Annotated in this window: 22 protein-coding genes and 2 tRNA genes; 17 read left to right on the top strand and 7 right to left on the bottom strand. The window is 40.5% G+C overall.

All coding sequences use genetic code 11. From position 1 onward, the window contains the following. From AC6H4V_RS09190 to AC6H4V_RS09165, 6 genes are read left to right on the top strand one after another with little or no spacing between them, the layout of a single operon-like run. Positions 1–525 (top strand): hypothetical protein, encoded by a 525-nt coding sequence (locus AC6H4V_RS09190; RefSeq protein WP_497606598.1) that lies wholly within the window; start codon positions 1–3, stop codon positions 523–525. Positions 526–534: 9 nt separating this feature from the next. After that, positions 535–2,079, top strand: a complete 1,545-nt coding sequence (locus tag AC6H4V_RS09185) for a GGDEF domain-containing protein (RefSeq protein ID WP_497606597.1) — start codon at positions 535–537, stop codon at positions 2,077–2,079. Further along, positions 2,076–3,233 (top strand): bifunctional folylpolyglutamate synthase/dihydrofolate synthase, encoded by a 1,158-nt coding sequence (locus AC6H4V_RS09180; RefSeq protein WP_497606596.1) that lies wholly within the window; start codon positions 2,076–2,078, stop codon positions 3,231–3,233. The genes AC6H4V_RS09185 and AC6H4V_RS09180 overlap by 4 nt, the downstream gene beginning before the upstream one ends. After that, positions 3,211–6,177 (top strand): transcription-repair coupling factor, encoded by a 2,967-nt coding sequence (gene mfd, locus AC6H4V_RS09175; protein ID WP_497606595.1) that lies wholly within the window; start codon positions 3,211–3,213, stop codon positions 6,175–6,177. The genes AC6H4V_RS09180 and mfd overlap by 23 nt, the downstream gene beginning before the upstream one ends. A gap of 10 nt (positions 6,178–6,187) precedes the next feature. Beyond that, positions 6,188–6,871 carry a uracil-DNA glycosylase gene (locus AC6H4V_RS09170; protein ID WP_497606594.1) on the top strand — a complete coding sequence of 228 codons (684 nt, stop codon included), beginning with the start codon at positions 6,188–6,190 and terminating at the stop codon, positions 6,869–6,871. A gap of 14 nt (positions 6,872–6,885) precedes the next feature. After that, positions 6,886–7,695 carry a TIGR00282 family metallophosphoesterase gene (locus AC6H4V_RS09165; RefSeq protein WP_497606593.1) on the top strand — a complete coding sequence of 270 codons (810 nt, stop codon included), beginning with the start codon at positions 6,886–6,888 and terminating at the stop codon, positions 7,693–7,695. Here the strand turns inward: AC6H4V_RS09165 and AC6H4V_RS09160 are convergent. Continuing rightward, the gene (locus AC6H4V_RS09160) at positions 7,692–8,150 is read right to left on the bottom strand and encodes a hypothetical protein (RefSeq protein WP_497606592.1); all 459 of its coding nucleotides are present in this window, start codon (positions 8,148–8,150) and stop codon (positions 7,692–7,694) included. The two genes, AC6H4V_RS09165 and AC6H4V_RS09160, sit on opposite strands and share 4 nt — an antisense overlap. 198 nt (positions 8,151–8,348) lie before the next feature. Between AC6H4V_RS09160 and AC6H4V_RS09155 the strand changes: the two genes are divergently transcribed. Both AC6H4V_RS09155 and AC6H4V_RS09150 read left to right on the top strand, forming a co-directional pair. Further along, a complete protein-coding gene (locus AC6H4V_RS09155) occupies positions 8,349–9,023 on the top strand; it encodes a response regulator transcription factor (RefSeq protein WP_428729096.1) in 675 nt (224 codons plus the stop codon). Then, positions 9,017–10,411 (top strand): sensor histidine kinase, encoded by a 1,395-nt coding sequence (locus AC6H4V_RS09150; protein WP_497606591.1) that lies wholly within the window; start codon positions 9,017–9,019, stop codon positions 10,409–10,411. The genes AC6H4V_RS09155 and AC6H4V_RS09150 overlap by 7 nt, the downstream gene beginning before the upstream one ends. Here AC6H4V_RS09150 and AC6H4V_RS09145 read toward each other — a convergent pair. Beyond that, the gene (locus AC6H4V_RS09145) at positions 10,408–12,048 is read right to left on the bottom strand and encodes a DNA polymerase III subunit gamma/tau (RefSeq protein ID WP_497606590.1); all 1,641 of its coding nucleotides are present in this window, start codon (positions 12,046–12,048) and stop codon (positions 10,408–10,410) included. The genes AC6H4V_RS09150 and AC6H4V_RS09145 overlap by 4 nt on opposite strands. Positions 12,049–12,230: 182 nt before the next feature. Here AC6H4V_RS09145 and AC6H4V_RS09140 point away from each other — a divergent pair, with 182 nt between their 5' ends. The 5 genes from AC6H4V_RS09140 (at position 12,231) to AC6H4V_RS09120 (ending at position 16,314) form a co-directional block, all read left to right on the top strand. After that, a complete protein-coding gene (locus AC6H4V_RS09140) occupies positions 12,231–12,842 on the top strand; it encodes a DedA family protein (protein ID WP_497606589.1) in 612 nt (203 codons plus the stop codon). A gap of 15 nt (positions 12,843–12,857) precedes the next feature. Continuing rightward, a complete protein-coding gene (locus AC6H4V_RS09135; protein WP_497606588.1) occupies positions 12,858–14,150 on the top strand; it encodes a DEAD/DEAH box helicase in 1,293 nt (430 codons plus the stop codon). A 12-nt stretch (positions 14,151–14,162) separates the two neighbouring features. Further along, positions 14,163–14,606, top strand: coding sequence for a hypothetical protein (locus tag AC6H4V_RS09130; RefSeq protein ID WP_497606587.1), 444 nt, complete (start codon positions 14,163–14,165; stop codon positions 14,604–14,606). Positions 14,607–14,621: 15 nt separating this feature from the next. Continuing rightward, positions 14,622–15,242: an arylesterase gene (locus AC6H4V_RS09125; RefSeq protein ID WP_497606586.1), complete on the top strand. Its 621-nt coding sequence runs from the start codon at positions 14,622–14,624 to the stop codon at positions 15,240–15,242. Between the two features lie 322 nt (positions 15,243–15,564). After that, on the top strand, positions 15,565–16,314 hold the full coding sequence (locus AC6H4V_RS09120) for a response regulator transcription factor (protein WP_497606585.1): 750 nt from the start codon (positions 15,565–15,567) through the stop codon (positions 16,312–16,314). Positions 16,315–16,333: 19 nt separating this feature from the next. Here the strand turns inward: AC6H4V_RS09120 and AC6H4V_RS09115 are convergent, their stop codons facing one another. From AC6H4V_RS09115 to groES, 4 genes are all read right to left on the bottom strand, one after another. After that, a complete protein-coding gene (locus AC6H4V_RS09115) occupies positions 16,334–18,988 on the bottom strand; it encodes a hybrid sensor histidine kinase/response regulator (protein ID WP_497606584.1) in 2,655 nt (884 codons plus the stop codon). Positions 18,989–18,997: 9 nt separating this feature from the next. After that, complete coding sequence (gene pepN, locus AC6H4V_RS09110; RefSeq protein WP_497606583.1) at positions 18,998–21,676, bottom strand: aminopeptidase N; 2,679 nt, start codon at positions 21,674–21,676, stop codon at positions 18,998–19,000. Positions 21,677–21,812: 136 nt separating this feature from the next. After that, the gene (gene groL, locus AC6H4V_RS09105) at positions 21,813–23,441 is read right to left on the bottom strand and encodes a chaperonin GroEL (RefSeq protein ID WP_497606582.1); all 1,629 of its coding nucleotides are present in this window, start codon (positions 23,439–23,441) and stop codon (positions 21,813–21,815) included. 108 nt (positions 23,442–23,549) lie between these two features. Beyond that, complete coding sequence (gene groES / locus AC6H4V_RS09100) at positions 23,550–23,810, bottom strand: co-chaperone GroES (RefSeq protein WP_428729082.1); 261 nt, start codon at positions 23,808–23,810, stop codon at positions 23,550–23,552. Between the two features lie 224 nt (positions 23,811–24,034). Between groES and AC6H4V_RS09095 the strand changes: the two genes are divergently transcribed. Both AC6H4V_RS09095 and AC6H4V_RS09090 read left to right on the top strand, forming a co-directional pair. Continuing rightward, positions 24,035–24,111: transfer RNA gene (locus AC6H4V_RS09095), tRNA-Met, on the top strand. Positions 24,112–24,123: 12 nt separating this feature from the next. After that, positions 24,124–24,198: transfer RNA gene (locus AC6H4V_RS09090), tRNA-Asn, on the top strand. A 30-nt stretch (positions 24,199–24,228) separates the two neighbouring features. Here the strand turns inward: AC6H4V_RS09090 and AC6H4V_RS09085 are convergent. After that, positions 24,229–24,552 (bottom strand): tyrosine-type recombinase/integrase, encoded by a 324-nt coding sequence (locus AC6H4V_RS09085; protein ID WP_497606581.1) that lies wholly within the window; start codon positions 24,550–24,552, stop codon positions 24,229–24,231. A gap of 119 nt (positions 24,553–24,671) precedes the next feature. Between AC6H4V_RS09085 and AC6H4V_RS09080 the strand changes: the two genes are divergently transcribed. Both AC6H4V_RS09080 and AC6H4V_RS09075 read left to right on the top strand, forming a co-directional pair. After that, positions 24,672–24,830 (top strand): hypothetical protein, encoded by a 159-nt coding sequence (locus AC6H4V_RS09080; RefSeq protein WP_428729080.1) that lies wholly within the window; start codon positions 24,672–24,674, stop codon positions 24,828–24,830. After that, positions 24,820–25,308: a hypothetical protein gene (locus AC6H4V_RS09075; RefSeq protein WP_497606580.1), complete on the top strand. Its 489-nt coding sequence runs from the start codon at positions 24,820–24,822 to the stop codon at positions 25,306–25,308. Before AC6H4V_RS09080 ends, AC6H4V_RS09075 begins: the two co-directional genes overlap by 11 nt. The last annotated feature ends 150 nt before the right edge of the window (positions 25,309–25,458 follow it).

The raw sequence follows: 25,458 nt of genomic DNA, 5'->3' as shown, positions 1-25,458 counted from the left end.
GTGAGACGATTTTTCAATCTTAAAAAAGGTGTGCTTTTCGTGGGTTTGCTCTTTTTGGTAGGCGGATGTGGCTACGCTCCAAATGCAAAATTTTCCCGCGATGTCATGGGAGAGAAGATTAGCACGAGCGTTGTTATCTCTGCCGAAGATCCGCAAAATACGGTTGTAATCAAAGATGCGGTTGACAAGGCTGTGATTGAAGTTTTTCAGGCATCATTGACAACAAAAGAGGCTTCGGATTCGCACCTCGTCATCCAGATGAATAAACCAATCTATACACCAGTTGTTTATGATGAGAATGGTTATATTACGGGGTATAGAATGAGTGTTGTACTTCACATCGTGAGAGACTCAAAGGGTGTGTTAAAAAAGTATCAGACACGAGGGTTTCATGACTTTTCTGTAGCTCCAAATGCTATCGTTACGGATCAAGATAGATTTAATGCTATCGGTTTTGCCGCTCAAAGAGCAATTAGAGCATTTGTCGCACAGGTTTCTGCTGAGGGAGCAAGAGCTAAAAAATAGGGAGTTTGTATGAATATCCAAGAGATTATAAGAAAAAGCATCAAAAGACTAGAGTTGGAGGGTAAACTTCTTACTCCTGATTTTTATGCGGAGGCTTTTTGTAAAGAGGCTTCCAAAGCGGGTTTTAATGTTGATGATTGCTCTAAGCTAGAGAAGTTTAGGTCGATGCTCAACAAGGATTTTCAAGAGGAGCTTAAAAAGTACCATATCAAAACTATCTCTGAATTTGCCCATTTTTTAATCTCAAAGCTCAACAGAACAAACCCTTCACACTGTTCCAACCTGCTAGAGTCACAAACTGTTTTTACAAAGCGTGTGCTTCAGGTTGTAGAAGTTTTGCATAACAAAGAAGCAGCAGAGTTGGCGAGAAAAAGTCTTGACCTCTTAAGCCGTGAAGCTTCACCTGTGGAGATTGATCAGTACAGACAGCTATGGGTCAATTTTATCACGACGTATGACACCACATTTTTGCAAAAACTCAAACTCTTAGGGGATGTGGATACAACAAGTTTAAGAAAAACAGTTGAAAATCTAAATCTTGAGAACCTCCATCTTGCTCCGTCTCAGCCATTTGAGCTCTCCAAAGTTGCATCACTTCTTGTGGCTTCCCTTGTTCCATCCATCGCTTCGGAAGTAAATGAGAAGATTGCTTCTATCAGCCAAAAAATCAAAAAAGACCCATCACTTTTGGAAAGTGAGAGCGTAGAAGCAGAGATAAAGTCAGCAATATCGCTTCGCATCGCCCTTGATAAACAGAGTGTCAAAGAGATGATTGAGTCCATTGACGGGGTGCTTGACAAACTCTCGCTAAGACTTATCGAGATGATTGAGAGTTCTGATAGCTCTACGGTAGAGATACAAAAAATCAAAAAAGAGCTTGAGAGTTACAATGGGGGTGGCATCACCAACTTTACGATTGCGCATAAAAAACTCTATACTATAGCAACGGCACTCGAAGAAAACACACAGGCTTTGACAAAAGATTTGAAAAAACATAGCAATGAAGTTACGCTTCTAAGCAAACGTGTTGAGCAGTTGGAGCAGGAGCTTCAAAGAGCCAAGGAGCAATCAAAAGAGGATTTTTTAACCAAACTTTTTAACAAACGTGCGCTTGAAGAGTATATGAATATCAAAGAGGCGGAGTTTACACGCTATGGAAAAAACTATAGTGTTGTCTTTTTTGATTTGGACTTTTTTAAATCTGTAAATGACACATACGGGCATGATGCTGGTGATGCGGTGCTTTTTGCCTTTGCAAAGATACTGAAAAAAGAGGCGAGAAATGTGGATGTTGTCGGGCGTTATGGTGGAGAGGAGTTTATAGCGATTCTTGGAGAGACTGATGTGGAGGGCGGCGTTGTTTTTGCAAATAAAGTGCGCAACAAAGTCAAAAATGCGCGTTTGATGTACAAAGAAAATCGCATAGAGCTTACTGTAAGTTGCGGAGTGAGCGAACGCAAAACCCATTTTTCACTTCAAAATACCGTTAAGTCGGCGGATGAAGCACTATATAAAGCAAAGCAAAACGGTAGAGACAGGGTCGAGACGAAGTGAGCCTTCAAGAGTATCTAAATGCAAAACCGCTCTACTATGACGAAATAGACTACTCACGGATGCCCAGAGTTTATGAGACCATAAAACACTCTTTAAAAATCCACAAAATCATCCATATCATCGGCACAAACGGCAAAGGTACGACGGGGCGTTTTTTGGCGACTGCACTTTTTGCAAACGGTTATCGTGTGGGACACTACACTTCACCGCATATTTTAGAATTTAAAGAGAGAGTGTGGCTTAACGGAGAAAATGCAAGCGATGAAGAGTTGCAAAATGCCCATGAAGAGCTGCAAAAACTCTTAAGTAAAGAGGATACTGATACGCTTAGTTATTTTGAATATACCACGCTTCTTGCTATGCTTGTTTTTAGTGAGTGCGAGTATGTCGTTATGGAAGCGGGGCTTGGCGGCGAGCATGATGCAACGGCTGTATTTCCAAAAACACTTACTCTTGTAACGCCTATCGCTTATGACCATGAAGCATTTTTAGGCAGTGACATATCGCAAATTGCAAAAACAAAGTTAAATGCCATCCAAAAGAGTGCGATAATCGCAAATCAGCGGTTTGATGAAGTTTGCGAGGTTGCTAAAAGCTTGGCAAATAAAAATATCTATAGAGTAGATGAACTTTTGGATGAAGATGACAAAAAAAAGAGAGAAGTCATAAGCAAGGAGCTGCTTTTAGCTCCCTATCTTGTACAAAATCTCTCTCTTAGCATTGCGGCATTGAAATTTTTAGGCGTAAAGTATAAAGCGGATGATTTTAAAAATGCAAAGCTCTTTGGGCGATTGAGCCGAGTTGCCAAAAATGTCATAGTAGATGTCGGACACAACGCACTTGCCGCTTCAAGCATAGTAGAGGCGTTAGCGGGAGAAAAATTTACGCTTATCTATAACAGTTACAGAGATAAAAACTATAAAGAAATTTTGTCCATTTTGAAGCCCATCATCTTAAGTGTAGAGATTATAGAAGTTTTGAACCAAAGAGTGGAAGAGATAGAAAAAATCCAAAATGCGCTTGATGATTTGGGCATAAAACGAACGATTTTTAAAGAGATAAAAGAGGAGCGAAACTATCTGGTTTTTGGCTCTTTTAGCGTTGCGGAGAAGTTTTTGAAGGAGCAGGCAAGTGTCGCAAAATATACTATTTGACTATTTTAAAAGAGGTCAAAATCTTGAAGTGCTTATCTGTCAAGACCATAAAGAGTCACTTGAGCTTGAGAGCGTTGTCAAGTTTTACGGCAAAGAAGTTGTTGTTTTTCCAGACTTAAGAGCGACATTTGGAGATGATCTTAGGGTTTATAAAGAGGAGCTTCATGAGCTTTTTTCATGCCTTAGAAGATACTACACTGCAAAGAAAAAGCCTCTCATCATCTCGCCGCTTAAAACTCTTCTTTTTCATCTGCCAAAAGAGGAACTTTTAAAGAGTACGGTGTTGGAGTTTGGCTCAAAGATAGAGCTAAAAAAGTTTAAAGAGCTTCTTCTTTTTTGGGGATATAGCTTTGTTGACATGGTAGAAGTGGAGGGGGAAGTCTCCTTTCGAGGGGACATCATAGATATCTATCCGAGTGCAAGCAAAATGCCGCTTCGCATCTCACTTTTTGATGATGAGATAGAGCAGATAAAGTATTTTGAGTTAGAGTCTCAGCGCACACAAGGCGAGGAGTTAGAGGGTGTAGATGTAGCTCCTGCCTTTTTTTCTCTGGATGAGGAGGGTTTTAACGCTTTAAATGAGAGGGTAAAAAAGAGCGATTTTAACTCTCTCTCTTACGATATCGCTTCGCTCGGACTTTGGTATTTGGGCGAGATGGCATCAAACTTTTTAGAGGGCAAAAATGCAAAACTTATACGAAATCTGGATGCACTTTTGGTCGATGCCTATGCGCTGAACAACCCGACACTTAGTCGTGCATGTTTTAACTTAGAGATTTTGCCGCAAAATGATGAGTGCAAAGAGTTGGCGGTTACTGATGCCATGGCACTCATAACTGTTCATAAAGATAAAAAGATAACCGTTATCGCATCAAATGAGGCGGTTGTAAAACAAGCTAGGATTTACGATACCAAGGGCATCAAAATCATCTATGCTCCATATGTCTTAAATATCATAGACAAAGACGAAGTTGTCATATCGCTCAATAAAAAAGAAAAAGCAAGACGCAGACGAAAAAGCTCCATTTTGCTTGATGACCTTAAAGTCGGCGATTATGTCGTGCATGAAGATTACGGCGTGGGTATCTTTGAGGGGATTGAGAAGACAGAGATACTCGGCGGCGTAAAAGATTTTATCGTTATAAAATATGTCGGCGATGACAAGATACTTCTCCCCGTTGAAAATATCGACTACATAGACCGCTACATAGCTTCAGGCGGCTCAACTCCGGAGCTTGACAGACTCGGCAAAGGGAGTTTTGGCAAACTCAAAGAGAGTGTGCGAAAACGCTTGATGGAGATTGCAGGGCAGATTGTAAATACCGCCGCCGCAAGAGAGCTGATAGCCGCACCTAAAATCAGCGTGGATGAGAGCGAGCTAAGAGCGTTTCAAAAACTCTCAGGCTTTCTTTACACAGACGATCAGATAACCGCCATAGATGAGATAATTACTCAGATGAGTTCGGGTCACATCATGGATAGGCTTCTAAGCGGAGATGTCGGTTTTGGCAAGACGGAAGTGGCTATGAATACCATTTTTGCGGCATACAAATCAGGCTTTCAGTCGGCACTTATAGTTCCCACAACTCTTCTTTCCGCTCAACACTACCGCTCTTTGGCGCAAAGATTTGATGCTCTTGGCATAAGGGTTGCGAAGTTGGATAGATTTGTAAGCGCAAAAGATAAAACAAACATCACAAAAGCACTAAGAGAGGGGATTTTGGATGCCGTTGTAGGAACGCATGCACTTTTTGATTTGGACTTTAAAAACCTCGGTGTGGTCATCATAGATGAGGAGCATAAGTTCGGCGTAAAACAAAAAGAGAAGATAAAAGAGCTTTACAATAGTGTCCATCTTCTCTCCATGAGTGCCACGCCGATTCCCCGTTCACTCAACCAAGCCCTAAGCTCCATCAAAACCATGTCGCAGCTGCTTACCCCGCCAAGCGAGAGAGAACCTGTGAGAACTTTTGTAAAAGAGTATGAAGAAAAACTCATAAAAGAGGTTATTTTACGAGAGATTCGCCGTGGCGGACAGATATTTTATGTACATAACTCCATAGACCATATGCCCATAAAGTACGGTGAACTCAAAGCGATATTGCCCGAACTTAGGGTCGTTATGCTTCACTCAAAAATCTCTGCAACCGACACCGAAAAAGAGCTTTTAAAGTTTGAAGCAGGCGAATATGACCTTATGCTTGCCACCTCCATCATCGAATCGGGTATCCATATGCCAAGAGTAAACACCATCATCGTGGACGGCGCGGACAGGTTTGGAATGGCGGATTTGCATCAGCTTAGAGGAAGAGTAGGGCGTGGAAGTACCGAGGGGTTTTCTTATTTTATAGTAAACAACAAAGAGGAGCTAACCGACGAGGCAAAAAAAAGACTTCTGGCGTTAGAGTCAAACTCCTACCTTGGAAGCGGTTCTGCTTTAGCGTACCATGACTTAGAGATAAGAGGCGGCGGAAACTTAGTAGGCGATGCCCAAAGCGGACACATCAAAAACATCGGCTATTCGCTCTATTTGAGGATGCTAGAAGATGCCATCAAACTTTTAAGCAACCATATACAAGTAGAGAAGTTCAAAGTTGACATAAAACTAACCATCTCAGCCTATATATCTGATGAGGTAGTAAAAGAGAACAGACTCCGTCTCGATATCTACAGACGATTGTCCGCTTGTCAAGAAGTAGTAGAGATATACGAGATACAAGAAGAGACGATAGACCGCTTCGGCGAACTAGACACCCCAAGCAAACAGTTTTTTGAACTGATGGTTATCAAGCTTTTATGTCTGGAAAAAAAGATAAAAATCATCTCAAACTACGGACAAAATATAACGATTACGCATAGTGATGATAAAAAAGAGAGTATAAAGTCTGATTCTAAAGATGATGACGATGTTATAAAAGCGGTGCTTTTGTATTTGAGGGCGTGAAAAATTTATCGTGGAGAAAAAAATGATAGACCCTAAAATGGAAGAGAGTTGGAGAGAAGTTCTGTTTGATGAGTTTCAAAAGCCCTATTTTGAAGAGTTAAAGAAGTTTTTGGTTGAAGAAAAGCAAAGACATACTATCTATCCGCATGGTTCAAATATCTTTGCCGCATTTAACAACACTCCGTTTGATAATGTAAAAGTCGTGATTTTGGGGCAAGACCCTTATCATGGGGCAAATCAGGCGCATGGGCTGGCATTTTCTGTAAATGACGGTGTGCCGTTTCCGCCGTCTCTGCAAAATATCTTTAAAGAGCTTCGTGATGATATGGGTTGTGATATGCCAAAGAGCGGAAATCTGATAAAGTGGGCAAAAGAGGGTGTTTTTTTGATTAATGCAGTTTTAACGGTAAGAGCGAGTGAGGCGAATTCACATAAAAGCAGGGGTTGGGAGATATTTACCGATGCAGTTATCAGACTGCTAAGTGAGAAAAAAGAGAATCTGGTTTTTATCTTATGGGGAAGTCCTGCGGGTGCAAAAGCTTCGCTTATCGATGCAAAAAAACATCTTATACTCAAAGCGCCGCATCCTTCGCCTCTTTCGTCATATAGAGGGTTTTTCGGCTCAAAGCCTTTTTCAAAAACAAATGATTATCTTGTATCAAAAGCGATAAGCCCGATTAAGTGGTGTATATAAAATAAGGAATAATAGTGAGAGTAGCATTTATAGGCGATATAGTCGGAAGCCACGGAAGAGATATGTTAAAAGCACATCTCAAAAAAATCAGGCAAGAACATGCCATTGACTTTGTGGTGGCGAACTATGAAAACGCTTCACATGGGTTTGGGCTTACAGTCAAAAACGCAAATGAGATAGTCGGCTACGGTGTGGACTGTATGAGCGGTGGAAATCATACTTGGGATAAAAAAGAGATTGAAGCGCTTTTTGATACGCATGAGATATTGCGACCGCACAACTACCCAGATGGGGTTAAAGGGACGGGTTGTAAAGTTTATGATGTGGCAGGGGAGAAGCTTGCTGTCTTAAACCTTATGGGACACTACTCTATGCCATATGTGGATAATGCTTTTAGAGCGGCAAAAAGTACAGTTGAGGCTCTGCACGCTGATGGTGTAAAAAATATCTTTATAGATTTTCATGCCGAAGCCACAAGCGAAAAACGGGCTTTAATGATGCTTCTTCAAGGTAGCGTGAGCGGTATCATAGGGACACATACTCATGTAAGCACGGATGATTTTCAGATAGTCGATGGGACTGCGTATCTGACGGACATCGGGCTTACGGGATGTCGAGACAATATCATAGGAATGGACAATGCCACGCCGATAAAGCAGTTTTTAACAGGCATAAAAGGGCATTTTGATATCCCTAAAAAGTGTAAAAAGATTCTCCAAATTGCGATTATGGATTTTAACGACGGAAAATGTGAGAGTGCGTTTAAACTCAAAGTGTTTGATGATGGAGTGGTAATAAAAACGGATGCGTGGGTAGAGCGTTAGGCAGCTGTTATGCGGTAGTATCTGTCGTTGGCAAGATAGGTGTTTACCATGGTTTGGCGCAAGGTTTTTACTTTTGCTTCTTTGGTCTCTTGTGGCATGGTTATGTCGATTTTTGGAGTTAAGTCCAGAGCAAATGTGGGTTTTTTGGCTAAAGAGAACTTTCTTGCGCTCTCTTCATAGGCATTTTTAGCATTTGCCAAAGTGTTCAGCCCTTTGAGCGTAAAACTATCTTGCCCTTGTAGCTGTTCTTGAAGTTTTTGCTGGTTTTGGAACGATTTGTAGCTAGAGACATAGTCGATGGGGAGGCTTTTTTCATCTCTTGGAGCAAATGCCGGCTCATTGGAAGCAGCCTCGCTAAGGAAGAAAGGCTCTTTTTTGAGTTCGTTTGCTTTGAAATCTCTGCTTTTGTTGGTGCTGTCTGTTTGAACGTATGTGCTGTAAGAAGATACAAACATAAAACACCTCCAAATTATTTGTTACAATTATAACACTTTTTACGTAATAAAAATGAAATTCTTTTTGGATACAATAACTAAAAAAAGTATATTAGACTTCTTGCAAAACTAAAAACACGCTCACTCAGGCTTCGCTGTGCTGCAGAATCGTTCACTTAGTTTTTAGTTTTGCAAGAAGTCTGTTTAATTAGGAAAAAAATGAGTGTAAAAATTGTTATTGTAGAAGATGAAGAAGATCTCTTGGAACTTGTTGAGTACAACTTGCAAAAAGAGGGGTATGACGTTGTAGGTTTTTTGAATACTAAAAATGTGGAGCAGATGCTCCTAGAAGAGAGTGTTGATCTGCTTATCATGGATAGAAATCTCCCAGGGGTTGAAGGGAGTGAGTTTGTCCAGTCACTTAGAAAAGATGGGTGTACGACACCTGTTATCTACCTAAGCGCAAAAAGCCTTGATAGCGAGATAGAAGAGGGGTTTGTCAGGGGTGCGGATGACTACATCACTAAGCCTTTTAACATGAAAGAACTTCTGCTGCGCATCAAAGCTGTCCTTCGTCGCACAACCAAAAAAGTGGATGACGGCGTTTTGGTTCATAGAGATTTGGTGCTTGATAAAAGTTCACGCACACTTAGCGTGGATGGCAAAAATGTAGAGATAACAAAGCTGGAGTTCAATCTGCTTAGTGAGTTTATACTCAACAAAAACAGTGTGTTAGAGCGTGACTATCTCCTTGAAAATGTCTGGGACGGGGCAGAGGAGTACCAGTATAAAACGGTCAATGTCGCCATCAACCGTCTTAAAGAGAAAATCGACCCAGATAAAACAAAAGAGTACATACAAACAGTCCGTGGAGTAGGGTATAAGCTGTGCTAAAAATCCATCAAATTTTTATCCTAAAATTTCTGCTTCTTTTCTCAAGTGCGCTTTTTATAACCTCCATCATCAGTTATTTGGCGCTCAAATCTATCATCATTGAGCACAACAAAAATCATCTCAAACATGCCATAGAGCTTATCGAAGTAGAGCTGCAAGATTTGAATGATTTGGATAGTTATGTAGTACAAATCTACACACGAACCTCTTTGCGTACAACTATCATCGCTGAAGATGGGACTGTTATAGCAGAATCAAACGCCGATAAAGCAGAGATGGATAACCATGCTTCACGCTTTGAGGTGATGCTCTCAAACTCCCAAGATTACGGGGATATCATCAGATATTCTAAAACTGTCAATGCAGATTTTTTGTATGTTGTAAAAAAAGCGCGTTATGAAAATGAAACTATCTACATAAGGCTCTCCATGAGTTTGGCGCAAATCATGGATGACTTTTATGCTCTTTGGACAAAACTTCTTTTCATCTTTATAGGCGTTTTACTCCTAGCAGCTTTTGTTTCACAGCAGATGAGCAAAAGGGTGGTGTATGACATTAGGCAGATTACAGAGTATCTTGATGAGGTTTCTACAAAAAACTATAAAGCCGTTATCAAAACAAAATATTTTTATGAGTTTTTGCAAATCTCTTTACTGCTCAAAAATCTGGTAAAAAAACTAAGCAAAAATGAGAAAAAAAAGTCCAAACATATGGCAAAACTCAGGCTCATCAATAAGCAAAAAAATGACATTTTGTCTGCTATTTCGCATGAATTTAAAAATCCTGTTGCTGCTATTATAGGCTACTCGCAAACGATTCAAGAGGATAGTGAGATGCCAAAGGGCATACGTGATAAATTTTTGGGCAAGATAACATCCAATGGTGAAAAAATCTCTAAGATGCTCGATAGGCTCACGCTCTCAGTCAAGCTTGAAAATGGTGACTTGAAAGTGAACAAAAGTGAGTTTGAGCTTGGGCAGCTCTGCCATGAGGTAGCGTCAAACCTGCTTTTAAAACATAAAAACAGGGAGATTGTAGTTGAAGTAGAGCCGAGGGTGCTTTATAGCGATAAAACCATGCTGGAACTTGTTCTTATCAACCTTATAGACAATGCTTTAAAATACTCAAAAAATGATGTTGTTGTAGCGTTAGACGGGCAAAGGCTTTTGGTAAAAGATAGCGGCATAGGGATAAAAGAGGATGAACTACAAAAGGTAACCAGCAAATTTTACAGAGTTGACAAAAACAGCTGGGATAACTCCATGGGACTTGGTTTGGCGATGGTTACCTACACTCTTAAGATGCTCGACTCTTCGCTAGAGATAGAGTCAAAGTTTGGCAAGGGGTCAACATTTGGTTTTGGAATTGCCAAAATGCTCAAGCACTAAACCTTTAGTTGAACGGTGATTTTTGTTGCTTCAAAGAGTTCCGTTGCTCTTTGAACCATTGGCTCTTCTAGGATTTTTGCGCCATCTATCTCTCTGGTAGAGTCACTGCTCTGGCAGTTGGTAACGCAGCTTGCACTTCCACCCATTTCACTCTCCTCTATCATGGAAGAGGGTTCATAAAACTCTATCTCTTGTGGTACTTCTGGCACTTCAGGTGCAACTTTGCTGCACACCTCATGTTTTATTTTTGTCTCAAAACCAAACACTTCACGTACAAGTTGTTTGATGACGGAGTATCCGTGCGTCAAAACCTTTTTGCACTCCTCATCCGTGCAGCTCTCCCATCTTAAGATGCCATCTTCATAGGAGAGAAAAGAGATACTTTTTTCAAAACAGCTGCCTAGTTCAAAATTTCTATCTTTGATTTTGGCAACAAGTGCGGTAAAGAGCTTTTGGCTTGGGTCTGCTATGGGTTCCATCGCTTTTGGTGCTTGAGGAGCTGGGGCGCTGCTTTGCACTTGTGTTTGTGCTTCTTCTTGCGGAGGCAGTGTAGTAATTTGAGGTCTGTATATCTCTCTTTGCAGAGACTCTATCATCTGGTCAACTTCTTTGATGCGCAGTGCCTCTACCATCTTGAAAAAGATAAGAGAGAGTACGAAAGAGCCATCGGCGTTGATGCTAAAGAGGTACTTTGCATCGCTTAAAATCCTGAAAAATCTATCAAGCACCAGAGTTGAGTAGAGTGCATCTGAGGCATACATACGCTCTTTTAGGTAGGCGATAAGCTCATCAACAACCATCTGCGCCTCATAATCCTCAAGCACTTTTACAAACTCTACTATTTTTGCATAATCTTTTGCAAAAACAGCTCCAAAGAGTTCGTTTAAAAATTTCGGGTCAACGAGTCCGAGCATATCTGTCACGGTGCGCACATCCACATAGTTTTTGGAGTAAATGATGGCTTGGTCTAAGAGGGTAAGTGTGTCTCTGAGACTTCCGCTGCCGCTTCTTGCCAAAATCTCAAGCGCCTCTTGTTCGTACTTGATGCCCTCAAGGTTTAGGATATGTGCCAAATGGTCTGTTATCTTGTTTGTTGCGATGGACTTAAAACGAAAGTGCTGCGTGCGGCTTAAGATGGTTGCAGGAAGTTTAAGCGGATCGGTCGTCGCCAAGATGAACTTTACATAAGAGGGCGGCTCTTCAAGGGTTTTAAGAAGTGCATTAAAAGCCTCTTTTGTGAGCATATGCACCTCATCTATGATGAAGATTTTAAACCTTGCTACTGTTGGTTTGTACTTTGTCTGCTCTATGAGGTCTCTGATGTCGTCTATCTTGCGAGATGATGCGCCGTCCATCTCAACTATGTCGATGTGGCGGTTTTCAAGTGCGTTTATGCAGTTGTGGCACTCGCCGCAAGGTTTGTGCGAGATACCTTTTTCGCAAATAAGAGCTTTTGCAAAGATGCGTGCCGTAGAAGTCTTGCCGCTTCCGCGAAGCCCTGAGAAGAGGTAAGCATGTGAAAGTCTGTTTGCATCAAGTGCGAGCGAGAGCGTTTGAGAGACACTCTCCTGCCCGATAAGCTCTTCAAAGTTTTTAGGTCTATACTTTCGTGCTAAAACTTCCGAACTCTCTTGCATGCTACACTCCACATTTTAATTATCGTGATTTTAACATTTATAGGCTGACTTTATGCATGAAAAATGCTATTTTTGGAAATCATTGCAATGAACACGCGATGCAAAGGGAGCCTATAACCTTGAATTAACCTTTATTTGACTATAATCCTCACCTTTAATAAAATGTTAAATCGAAGGTATGCGTGGAGCAGTTATTTCTTGATTGGCTTAAAGAGTATGGATATATCGTTCTTTTTGCTTGGAGTATTTTAGAAGGGGAACTGGGACTCATAATGGCAGGTATCATGTCTCATACAGGAGATATGTTTTTACCTTTTGCCATTATTGTTGGTGGATTTGGCGGTTTTGTGGGGGACCAAATCTACTTTTATATAGGGCGATTTAACAAAAAGTATATCCACAACAAGATTCGCTCGCAACGCACAAAGTTTGCACTGGCTCACTTGCTGCTCAAAAAGTACGGCTGGCCTATCATCTTTGTACAACGCTATATGTATGGGATGCGCACGGTTATCCCTATGGCGATAGGCATCACAAAATATTCAAGCCGCCAATTTGCCGTTATTAACTTTGTAAGTGCCATCGCTTGGGCTTCTATCACGATTATTCCCGCCTATTTTTACGGGGATGAGCTTTTAGAGCTTATCAAGTGGATTAAGGCGCATTGGTATTTTGCGATACCGCTTATTGTCACAGTGATTGGGACACTTTTTTATAATCTCAACAAATTTGAGAAAAACCTTGTTCTTAAGCGCCATAAGCGAAAAAATGGTTTAGGAACAAAAACAATTTAACGAAACAGGAAAACAATGTCATTTGAAAAACTTGGGATAATCAAGCCCATTCTTAGCGCTATAAACGACTTAGGCTACGAAAAACCTACAACCATCCAATCCCGCTCTATCCCTTTGGTTTTGGCAAAAAGCGATGTTTTTGCAACCGCTCAAACAGGGACGGGAAAAACAGCCGCTTTTGGACTTCCAATGCTCCAACGCCTAAGAAATGTAACGCCAGAGGCAAGAGTAGTGCGAGGGCTTATCATCTCTCCTACACGAGAACTCTCCATCCAGATATATGAAGATTTGCAAAATTATGCAAAAAATATGGCTCTTAATATTGCAGTTCTTGTCGGCGGAAAAGACCTTGAGACACAACAGAGAATTTTAAAAGAGGGTGTTGACATCATCATCGCAACTCCGGGAAGAGTGATGGAGCATGTGGAGAAGAGTTTAGACCTCTCCCATGTTGAGATTTTTGTCCTCGATGAAGCTGACAGAATGCTGGATATGGGCTTTATGAAAGAGATAAGAAAGATTCATCCTCTCTTGCCAAAAAGACATCAAACGCTTCTTTTCTCCGCCACATACAGCGACAAGGTAAGAAAACTCTCAAAACTCATACTTACAAAACCAGAGTTTATAGAGACATCAAAAAAGAACTCAACGGTTGACACCATCAACCAAGTAGCTTATCTCGTCGATACGGACAAAAAAGCGCCGCTTTTGGCGTACATCATCGGTTCAAGAAATTTTAGACAAGTTTTAGTCTTTACCAGAACAAAAGCAAGTGCGGATGAGTTGGTGCTTGAGCTTAAAAAAGACGGTCTTAAGTGCGGTATCATCCACGGCGATAAAACGCAGGCAAACCGTCTAAAAACGCTAAATGAGTTTAAAGAGGGGAAGATAAAAGTTCTTGTGGCGACAGACATCGCTTCAAGAGGTTTAGACATAGAAGAACTCCCTTTTGTCATCAACTATGAACTTCCCTCAGTGCCGGAAGATTATGTACACAGAGTAGGGCGAACAGGACGTGCAGGGCGTGATGGTGTGGCTATCAGCTTGATAGATATTTATGAAAAACATGAGATCAGAAGTATTGAGAAGGTTATTGGGATGAAGATTCCAAAAGAGACGGTAGCAGGATTTGAACCAGACCCAACTATCCGCAGAAAAGATCAAGATGAGGTAAAGCTCAAAAGTGAACACAAAAAACCAGAGGTAAAACGCTTCAAAAAAGCGCCGACAAAACCTAGCGGAGCAAAAAAAGAGACAACAAAAAAAGCTCCAACTTCTAAAAAAAGAAAAACTACAAAACGAGACTAAAAGGAGAGACACATGGAAGCAATCTACCCATACGCACACATCATCCACTTGGCACTTGCCGTTATCTTTATAGGATACGTCTTTACAGATGTTGTTATGATTTCAGCACTTAAAAACAAGTTTGGCAAAGAGACCGATACGAAAATTACACAAACGCTTGGGGCAAAAAGCTTCAAGATATTTCCGCTCGCACTTCTTGTCATTGTACTCACAGGCGGCATGATGATGTCAAAGTACATCAACTCTAACGCAGGTTTTTTTGAGACACCTTTGCAGCAGCTGCTTGTTGTTAAGATAACGCTGGCACTCATCATAGCACTTGGAGTGCTTTACAATCTCTACACAAAATTTGCACAAAAACCAAAACACCCATTTATGCAGGAACACTTTCATAAGCTTGTTTTAGTGCTCGGATTTTTTATCATTGTTCTTGCAAAGATGATGTTTGTAGCATAAAACTAAGATGATTTTATGAACAGGCTACAACTAAGCACCATTGGAGTTGTTGTAGCTGTCCTATTATTTATATTTATGAACAAAAACCCAAATCAAACCTCTACCATAACAGTAAGCAAACAAGACACGATAGTCGCTTTTGGAGATAGTATCACCTACGGATATGGCGTTGCGCTAGAAGAGAGTTACCCTGAACAGTTACAAAAATTGTTGGGAGTAGAAGTTGTCAATGCTGGAATCTCAGGCGAGGAATCAGCAGAGGGACTAGTACGTCTCCCATCTCTTTTGGAGGCAAAACCTAAAGTAGTCATCCTTTGTCATGGCGGTAACGATATCTTGCGCCAACGCTCTACATTAAACCTTCAAAAAAATCTCCTTGAGATGATAAAACTCATCCAAGCAAGCGGAGCAGAAGTACTGCTCGTAGGGGTTCCCAACTTTGGTTTGCTCGGCTTCAAGCCACATCCACTTTATAAAGAGATAGCCCAACAAACAAATGTACTCTTTGAAGAGGATGTTTTGTCATTTGTCGAGGCAGACAACAGCCTAAAAATAGACGCAATTCATCCAAATCAAAAAGGGTACGAAATCATGGCAAAAGCGTTTGGAAAATATATAGGGGTGAAAGAAAATTAATCACACTTTGGATATAACAAAAGTATAAATCTTCTGGAAGTTTGTGGGTAAGGGAATTGTTTTGCTTTTAAATGGCTTCTACTTGGAGCGATTCTTTTTTATTTTTAACAATTTTTGTTTTAGCTTTTTAGGGGTGCCCTTACTCCTATTTCAGAAGATTAAAAAGATTTTTCATCTGCTTTTTAAAAATCACGTGTAATTTTGTAACAAAATTATCACATTTATCACATTTTTAACTCTTTTATAAAAAAAAATTATACTATTATGCTAGAATTACCATACTATTTCATTAAAAAATCATAGCAAATCAATAGAGAAGATTATGGAAAAACACACTATTATTATTGTCGAAGATGATGAAATTACGGCGCTCAATCTTAAGCTCTCTTTACAAAAGCATGGGTATAAAATCCTTGCTACATGCGATAATGCCTTAGATGCTTTGCTAAGCATCGAAAAAAACAAACCCCATATCGTTATCATTGATATCTCTTTGCAAGAGGGAAGTGATGGGATTGCTCTTGGAAGAAAAATCAGGCAAAACTACTCTCTTCCTTTTATCTATCTTACTTCATACAGTGATGATGACATTATCTCAGAGGCAATTACGACGGAGCCTTATGGGTATATCGTCAAACCTTTTGACCCATCTTCGCTTCATGCAACGATTCAAATGGCTATCTTTAAGTACGATATGGAGATGAAGAGAATCGAGGAGGCAAACGCTTCTAAGATAGATGAGGAGAGCATCACAAAACTTCTTCATGCAAAAAAAGAGAGAGACAGACCGATTGTTCTTTTTGGAACTGCCTACTCTGTAGATATCGCTAAAAATGAGACCTGCTACAATGGACAAAAACTCAAGCTTACAAAAAAAGAGAATGCCATTTTACGTCTTCTTGTGGCAAAACTTGGAAGCGTCATCACGTTTGAGCAAGCTATCAACTATGTTTGGAAAGAAAACGGTGCGACTGAAAACAGTATTCGCACCCTTGTTTGGAGACTTCGCAGTAAGCTCCCAACAGACATCATTAAAAATGCTTCAGGAATTGGCTACTACATCGAAGAGTAGCCTTTTTTTAGAGAGTTCTTTACTCTATTTTGATTGCTAAAAGCCTCTCTCTTATATACTCAAACGCCTCTTCATAGTTAAAGTTCGCATCTGCTGCTTTTGCCATTTTTTCTATTTTTGCGCTCTCTTCTTGTACCTCTTCGAGTCTGAAATTACCACTTGAACCTTTAATGCTATGTGCTATAAGCGCTATATTTTTGTAGTCTCTCATCGCAATCGCCTCTTGCATCTGTGGTATCTGCTTGGACATTTTTTTGATAAAAAGGTCTGCTAGCATCATCAACTCACTTTGGCTAAGCATCAACTCTTCTGCGAGTTTATGTGTATCGAGCCCTTGTATGCCGCCACTTTGCACCACTGTTTTTGGATGTGCATGGTTTTGTTTGGATGATTTGAGGTAGTGTGAAAAAACTCTCTCAAGCTCTTTAAGCACAATAGGTTTGCCCAAAAAGGAGTCAAAACCACTCATCAGCCCTCGCTCACGTGCGCCTTTGATGACATTTGCAGTTAGTGCAGAGATGGGAGTGTGACGCAACTCATTTTCTCTCTCATACTTTAAAATCTCCTGTACTGCCCTGTTTCCGTCCATGATTGGCATCTGCTCATCCATTAAAACTAAGTCATATCTATTTTGTTTATACAAGCGGACTGCCTCTAAGCCATTGATTGCCAAATCATAGGTAAGTCCATACTTTGTAAGTAAGATTTTGATAAGCTCTTGATTTGCCTCATTATCCTCCGCAACAAGAATATGCCCTTGAAATTTAAGAACCTTATGCACTCTTTGAGGAGAGGTTTCATCTGGATGGAGCAACTCATCAAAGGTGCTCTTTATCTTTGAGCAGTAGAGCGGAAAACATATGGTCGCTATATGTGGATATTTTTCGTACATATCGCTTGGTTTGTTCGTAAGTGCAACATACTTTTTATCAGAGTCGATTATCTGTTTTTTAAACTCCTCATCAACACCCTCTTCCAAAAAGATAATGACATCATCGCTTGGCAAGAGCGTATCGACCATCTTGATATCTATGTTAAATATCTTAGAGTATTTAAAAAATGAATCTGCCTTGTAGTCCTGTTGTAAATCTTTGAGATAAAAAACGATGTGAAGTTGTCGAATCTCATCCAAATCATTAAAGACCTGACATGAGTTATCATGAATTTCCACAGGAAGCTCCACCCAAAAGGTACTCCCTCTGCCTAGCTCAGAGCTTACATGAACACTGCCTCCCATATGCAGAGCAAGTTGGTTACAGATGGAGAGCCCAAGCCCCGTACCCACCATATGTTCAACCTCTCCTCCTCCTGCTTGCGTAAATGCTGTGAAAATATTGCCTATATCACCTTTTGCAATACCGATACCGTTATCGCGTACACTTACTCTTAGCACTCTCTCTTTGCAGGTCGCCTCCACATGGATATGCCCTTTATTTCTAGTAAATTTGATAGCGTTACTTAAAAAGTTAGACAATATCTGCTTGATACGCAAGGAGTCTGCATAGAGCTCTTTTGGAATAGCAGGATCTATAAAAGAGGTGATAGTGATATCTTTGTGGTTTGCCGAAGCGACAAAAAGTTCTAGTGTATGACTGATTTCGTTATGGATAGAGAAGATTCTAGGTTCGATGGTAAACTCACCGCTTCTGAGTTTAGAGAAGTCCAAAATATCGTTAATAATACTTAAGAGATTTTCCCCGCTATTTAAGATGATTTCCAAATATTTTCTATGCTGTTTTGAGATATCTTGCTCCAACAAAAGATCCACAAAACCTAAAATGGCATTGAGTGGCGTTCGTATCTCATGGGACATGTTAGACAAAAAGTACTCTTTTGCTTGTGAAGCTTTTTGCGCTTCAAGCCTCGCATCGATAAGCGTGGTAACGTCATTTGCAATAGAGATGTACTCAGTGGTGTTGTCATAAGGGTCTGTAATCTCGACAATAGTCACATCGACATAAAAGTACTCCCCGTTTTTTTTGTTATTTTTGATAGTACCGTGGAAGATACCGTTGTGCTCAAGCTGAAACCATAAATCTCTAAAGTACTCCTCCGGCATATCGGGATGCTTAACGATGCTGTGGTAGCTTCCGATGAGCTCCTCTTGGCTGTATCCGCTAATCTTGACATACTTGTCGTTGACATAGGTAATCTTGCCTCCTTTGTCAGTCTTTGAGATAATCGCACTCTCATCAAGCGCTTTTTGGTACTCGCCAAGGAGCTTTGCATGTCTATTTATCTCTTGCTCTTTTTGGTAGATGGTATCGGTGTAGTAGCGCAAAATACCTTGAAAATTTTTGTCAAACATATAAGAGATCTCTTCAAAAATATTTTTTGAGTTGAGATTTGCATCGTAAGTGAAGTCTATGATAGAGCGGCGGAAGTGGCTGCAGATATCAAAAAGCTCTTCGGCTTTGATCTCTTTGTTTTTGAGATAATCAAGAAAACCACGCATGATAGGGCAGTCCCCAATCTCAACTTCCCCTGCAATCACCCCCATAAAGTAGTCAAAAACACCACTTGCATAATCATCAATAAATGTTTTTATATCGATATCGTGTTGCTTTAAAATCTTACGAGGAGACTCATACGAGAGCCACTGTGCCAAAATGCCCTCTTTTGAAGCTCTTAAAGCAGCTGCATTTTTTACTAGATTTGGGACTTTTTTTTCCATGTTTTTACCCTATTTGACTTTTAAGATTTTACTAATGATTTCGTATGTATTTTTAGAGAGGCTTTGCTCTTGGGCTACACGTTCAAGCTCTTTGTGCATCACGTTTTTGTTCTGCGTATTGAGCTTTTCATAGATTTTAAATGCACCTGCCAGAGAGGACGCCATTTGCGGATTTATCTTGTCTATCTCTATGATTTTGTCTGCTACAAACTTATATCCCAAACCATCTTTAGCATGAAAATGTTTGTAGTTTCTAGCAAATACCCCGATAAGTGAGCGTACGAGATTTGGAACAAGCTCATTGTACGCATCGTCATTTTGAAGTGCCATTACACGGTCAAGCGTTCCATCTCTGTGTGAAGCCGCCAAAATGGAGAAATACTTTTGCATAACCAACGTTTCATCTTTGTGCTTTTTGTAAAAATCATCCAGTGCAACAGCCCCGAGATTTGGCGAGATATTTTCCAAAACATCAAGTGCAGAGATTTTGTCTGTCATCGTTATGGCGTTGTTGTACTGCTCATGCGCCATAGCCGCCACCTCGTCGCTCTCAAGAGAAGCTAGAAGCTTAAGTGTGCGGTTTTTGAGGCTTCTCTCGCCTATACTTTGCGCATCCAGCTCTTTTGAGTGCGGTTTATGGTTGTCTGCATAGAGTGCCAAAAGCTGCTCTTTGTATCTTTGTGCGAGATGTTTTTGGAGCTTCTCTTTTGCTTCATAAATGCGCTCAAAATCTATAACATCCTCTTTTTGCATAATCGCCGAAACGCTAGGAAGCTCCAAAAGCAACGCTTTGTAAGAGAGGTCAAGCGAACTCTCCAGCACATGTCCATACGCCTCCACGTACGCCTCATCTATCTCCTCGCCACGCATCAACGCTTGGGTAACCTCAAGCGCAAAAGATTGCGCTGATTCGTACTTTACAAAACTGTTCGTGTCATGCTTCATCAAAAAGGCGTAATTGCTCTCTTTTTGTTCTATGACAATAGGAGCGGAAAAATCTCTGTTGATGGACAAAACAGGCTTGGAAGCGAGTTTGAAACCAAACTCCTCACTCTCTTTTGAGATAAGAAGCGTTTTCTCTTCCACTATTTTGCCACTCTCATCCAAAAGTGCCATTTTTAGCGGGTAAAAATAGGGTTGTTGTTTGCTTCCATCCACTGCATTTGGGACAACTTGCGTGAGTGTGAGCGTGTATCTGCCATCTTCAAATTTCTCATCCACCAAAAGTTTTGGTGTGCCTGACTGATGGTACCATCTCTTAAACTGCTCCAAATCCAACTTGCCCGCACTGCTCATCGCCCACAAAAAGTCATCCGTTCGCACCGCTTGCCCATCAAACTTCTCAAAGTACAAATCCATCGCCGCACGGTACTTCTTCTCGCCCAAAAGCGTGTGAAGCATGCGGATAACCTCCGCTCCTTTTTCATAGACCGTTGCGGTGTAGAAGTTGTTTATCGCCATGTATGAATCGGGTTGGATGGGGTGTGCCGTAGGAGAAGCATCTTCTACAAACTGTCTCTCTCTTAGAGCCTTGACATCCTCTATGCGCTGCACCTCTTTAGAGTTCAAATCCGCTGAGAAGCACTGGTCACGAAAGACCGTCAACCCCTCTTTGAGTGTGAGCTGAAACCAGTCACGGCAAGTGATGCGATTTCCCGTCCAGTTATGAAAGTACTCATGGGCGATAACGCTCTGAATCCCCATAAAATTCGCATCCGTCGCACTCTCCTCATCCGCTAGAACATAAGCGGAGTTGAAGATGTTCAGTCCCTTGTTCTCCATCGCTCCCATGTTAAAACTATCCACCGCCACGATATTATAGACACTTAAATCATACTCTCGTCCATAAACCTCTTCATCCCAGCTCATCGCCTCTTTGAGCGACTTCATGGCGTGTTTGCATTTGGATTCGTTGCCTCTGTCGGTATAGATAGCAAGCCTCACATATTTGGAGCTTTTAGTGATAAACTTGTCCTCAACAACGCCCAAATCTCCCGCCACAAGCGCAAAAAGATAGGACGGTTTTGGATGCGGATCAAACCACGTCACCCCATGTCTGCCATCATCTAGCCTAAAGTTGGACTCTCTGTTCCCGTTGCTAAGAAGTACGGGATAACGCCCCCTGTCCGCCACAAGCGTTGTTTTAAGCACCGCCATCACATCGGGACGGTCTATATATGGAGTGATGCGTCTAAAACCCTCAGGCTCATTTTGCGTACAAAAGATAGCCCCCGATTTGTAAAGCCCCTCAAGTTCGCTGTTGAGATGCGGATAAATTTTGTTGATGATGATAAGCTTAAACACCTCAGGAACATCCAAAACCCTCAAATGCGCATCTTCTATGACATAACTGCTAGTGTCGAGTTTTTTGTCATTTAAGTATATTTCCAAAAGCTCAAGCTCAACACTATCAAGCACCAAATCCTTTGCACCTTTGTCCATCTTTACGATGTTTAAAAGGCTAGTAACCTGCGTATGCTCTTCAAAAAGCTCAAAAACCAAATCGCAAGTTTTGATAGTAAACGGCGGTGCTTTATAATCTTTTAGGTAAATAGTCTCAACTTTGTTCATAATGCTTCTTTCAATATTTTTTATAATAATAGCACAGCAGAGCCAGCCAAGCTCTTTTGCTTCTGCTAAAATCTGCAAAAGTGGGTGATTTTGAGTAAAAACATAGTAGATTGTCAAACAATACCTGAAGACTCTTTTGCGATTCGCTGGTTTATAAAATAAGTTGTATAAGGATTGAAAAAAGGAATAAAAAAGGCTAAAAGCCCTCTATAAAGGGCTTTTAAGAAGTTTCAACAATAATGAAATCCTAGGCTTAATACATCCCCGGCATACCGCCCATGCCGCCCATATCAGGAGCCGCAGGCTTCTCTTCAGGTATCTCATAAATCGCCGCTTCTGTTGTTAAAAGAAGGCTTGAGATAGATGTAGCGTTTGTAAGTGCCACACGTCCTACTTTAAACGGATCGATAATTCCTGCCTCAAACATATCGACATATTCGCCAGTTGCCGCGTTAAATCCGATGTTCTCATCTGTCGCATTTTCAACTGCATTGACTACTACACCCGCATCGTATCCCGCATTTGTCGCTATCTGCTTGAGTGGAGCTTTTATGGCACGCAAGATTATCTCTGCACCGATTTTTTGATCACCGCTCAAATCCAGTTTTACTTTTGCCGCCGCGCGCACAAGAGCAGCCCCACCACCGATAACGATACCCTCTTCAACAGCCGCTTTTGTAGCACTTAGTGCATCATCAACACGGTCTTTTTTCTCTTTCATCTCAGTCTCGCTCGCCGCACCAACTTTGATAACCGCAACACCGCCGCTAAGTTTTGCAAGTCTCTCTTGAAGTTTCTCTTTGTCGTATTCGCTTGTAGTCGCCGCTACTTGAACTTTGATCTCCGCAACTCTTGCCTGAACTGCCTCAGCCTTTCCTGCACCGTTTACGATAACAGTGTTGTCCTTGTCTATAACGATGCGAGAAGCTTGTCCAAGGTGTTGGATAGTAGCACCGCTTAGCGTATGCCCCGTCTCCTCAGAGATAACAGTTCCGGCAGTTAAGACCGCTATATCTTGAAGCATAGCTTTTCTTCTGTCGCCAAACCCTGGAGCTTTTACAGCAGAGATGTTTAGGACTCCGCGAAGCTTGTTAACAACAAGAGTTGAGAGTGCCTCACCCTCTACATCCTCGGCGATGATAAGAAGCGGACGGGAAGTTTTTTGAACCTGCTCTAAAACAGGAAGCAAATCTTTAAGTGATGTTACTTTACTGTCAACCAGTAAAATCCACGGATTTTCAATCTCCGCTACCATTTTTTCAGTATTTGTTATGAAGTATGGGCTTAAGTATCCACGGTCAAACTGCATACCCTCAACGACTGCAAGCTCATCAACGATTCCCTTAGCCTCTTCTACAGTGATAACACCGTCTTGCCCCACTTTTTCCATAGCCTCGGCTATCATGTTGCCGATTTGCTCATCAGAGTTTGCAGAAATAGTTGCCACTTGCGCTATATCTTTTTTGCCGTTAATCGATTTGCTTGACGCTTTTAGGTGTGCCAAAATAGCTTCACAAGCCTTGTCCATTCCGCGCTTTACCTCGATAGGATTTGCACCTGCAGTTATGTTTCTTAGACCCTCAGAAAAGATAGCATTTGCCAAAACAGTAGCCGTTGTTGTACCGTCTCCTGCCTCATCCGCCGTTCTTGAAGCCACATCTTTTACAAGCGTTGCACCCATATTTTCAAGCTTATCGCTAAGTTCTATCTCTCTTGCGACAGAAACACCGTCTTTTGTGATGACAGGGTTTCCATAACTCTTCTGAATCAAAACATTGCGACCACGAGGTCCCATTGTCACTTTTACTGCATCTGTTAGTTTTGCAACACCGCGGGCAAGGGCATTTCTTGCGTTATCTGAAAAAATTATCTCTTTTGCCATATCTGTTTCCTTTTATTTTTTATATACATCTCGAAAAAATCATTTTTCGTAGCTTTAGGGGATTGTAGGGACACACTCAAACGGACTTGTTCGTTTGAGTGTGTAACATCAGTTTATTATTCCAAAAATATCTTCTACTTCCAAAACCAGATATTTTGTACCATCAAGCGAAACTTCACTGCCGGAAAACTTTCCAAAAAGAACAACGTCACCGCACTTAAGCTCACTAACCTCAGAACTTACCGCCACAACTTCGCCACGTGAAGGCTTCTCTTGTGCATTATCAGGAATAATAATACCACTTGCCGTAGTATTTGCCTCTTCTACTCTTTTGATTAGGACTCTTTTTCCTAACGGTTGAAAATTCATATAAAACTCCTTAAATAATAGTGTTTAGAGCCGCAATATTACAAAAAAAAGGTAACAAAGTCAATACTCTTAGTCTTGCAGACTAAACTTATCTTATTGTTTTAACTCAATTATATTGATATCAACCCTCATCGAACTTCTCTTGCTAATTTTCCATCAGCATATTCTCTTTCTCTTAGGTAAAATAAAGTTTTAAAAAAGTATAATTCTGCCTCTTAAAAGATGTCAGGGTAGCTCAGCTGGTTAGAGCACTGGTCTCATAAGCCGGGGGTCGGGGGTTCGAGTCCCCCCTCTGACACCATTTTTTTAAGATTCCGAATTAGCTCAGCGGTAGAGTAGGTGACTGTTAATCACTTGGCCACTGGTTCGAATCCAGTATTCGGAGCCACCCTTTTTAAACCTCCACAAAATAGCCATTTTAACCAACTTTTTTATTATTCGGTGTCGTTTCAGTACTATTTAGTGCTACTCTTTTTTCCAAGAATGCAGCTCTTTTTTTCTCATCCCTTTTGATATATTTTGCATATCTGCTTAAAGTCATAGTTGAATCTGTATGACCTAGCATATTTGATATCCAAAGAATATCCTCGCCATTTTCTAACATTACAGTTGCAAATGTATGTCTTGTATGGTAAATTGGACGATACTTAAAACCGCACTTTTGTAGCACTCTCTTCCAATGAGTGTCTCTTATGCGCTTGATATCATAGAAGTTCTCTTTATGTTCATTTAAAAAAAACATAGCTGTTGTATTTGCCAGTAATGCTGTACTGATTTTGCAAATAGGGAAAAAGCGTATCTATTATATCTATATCCCTTATGATATAATTTTGATAACAAAAATTTAAAAAGGAGTTCATTATGGCATTGCATATAGATAAAAGCGGTAAAATCCAAATTGTGACACCGCCGAAGACACTTACAAGTAGTGAAAAAAAACTTTTGGAGAATAGCCAAGTTAATGAGCAACTCATCCAAAAAGCAGTAAATACTAAATTTAATGTAGTATATGGGCAGTAATGTTACTATCGTTAAAATAGACGATAAAAATATTCGTCTATATAAGGTCAAACTTCTTCAAACATTCAATTTTCATCCTGACTTAGAGAGAATAACGAGAGAAAGAGGCTTACTGGAAGAGATAATAAAGCTTGTTCAAAAAAATAAAACAAAGCTCTATCTTCTAAAAAATAGTAGTGAGATTCTAGGCTTAATAGCTTTGTCTGCTTCTAGCATTGAAGATTTTCCCGTTATTCAAGTAGATTATTTATTTGTGGATTACAAATATAGAAAAGTTTATATAGATGAGCTAGAAGGAACGATTTCAAACTATCTGCTGCTTTTTGCTATGAATGTAGCTGAAAATGTAAAAGAGACAATAGGACTAAAATATTTAGCCCTCTATCCCGATGCACAATCAGAAAAATTAATATCTCATTATAAAGAGATGGGGTTTAGTGTTTTGAATAAATATTGGTTATTTATAAAACTAAAGTGAATATTCGGTGTCATTTCGGTGCTATTTATTACTTTTAAATCGTACCAATTTTATGAATCTAAGTTTTGAAAACTCCGTAAATACGGTATTTGATTGTCAAACGAACTGCTAAACTAGGCAGTCAATAAATCATAAAAAGTTATATTTTGA

It is taken from the genome of Sulfurimonas lacustris, assembly GCF_059705355.1.
This window is presented reverse-complemented; position numbering and strand designations above follow the sequence as displayed.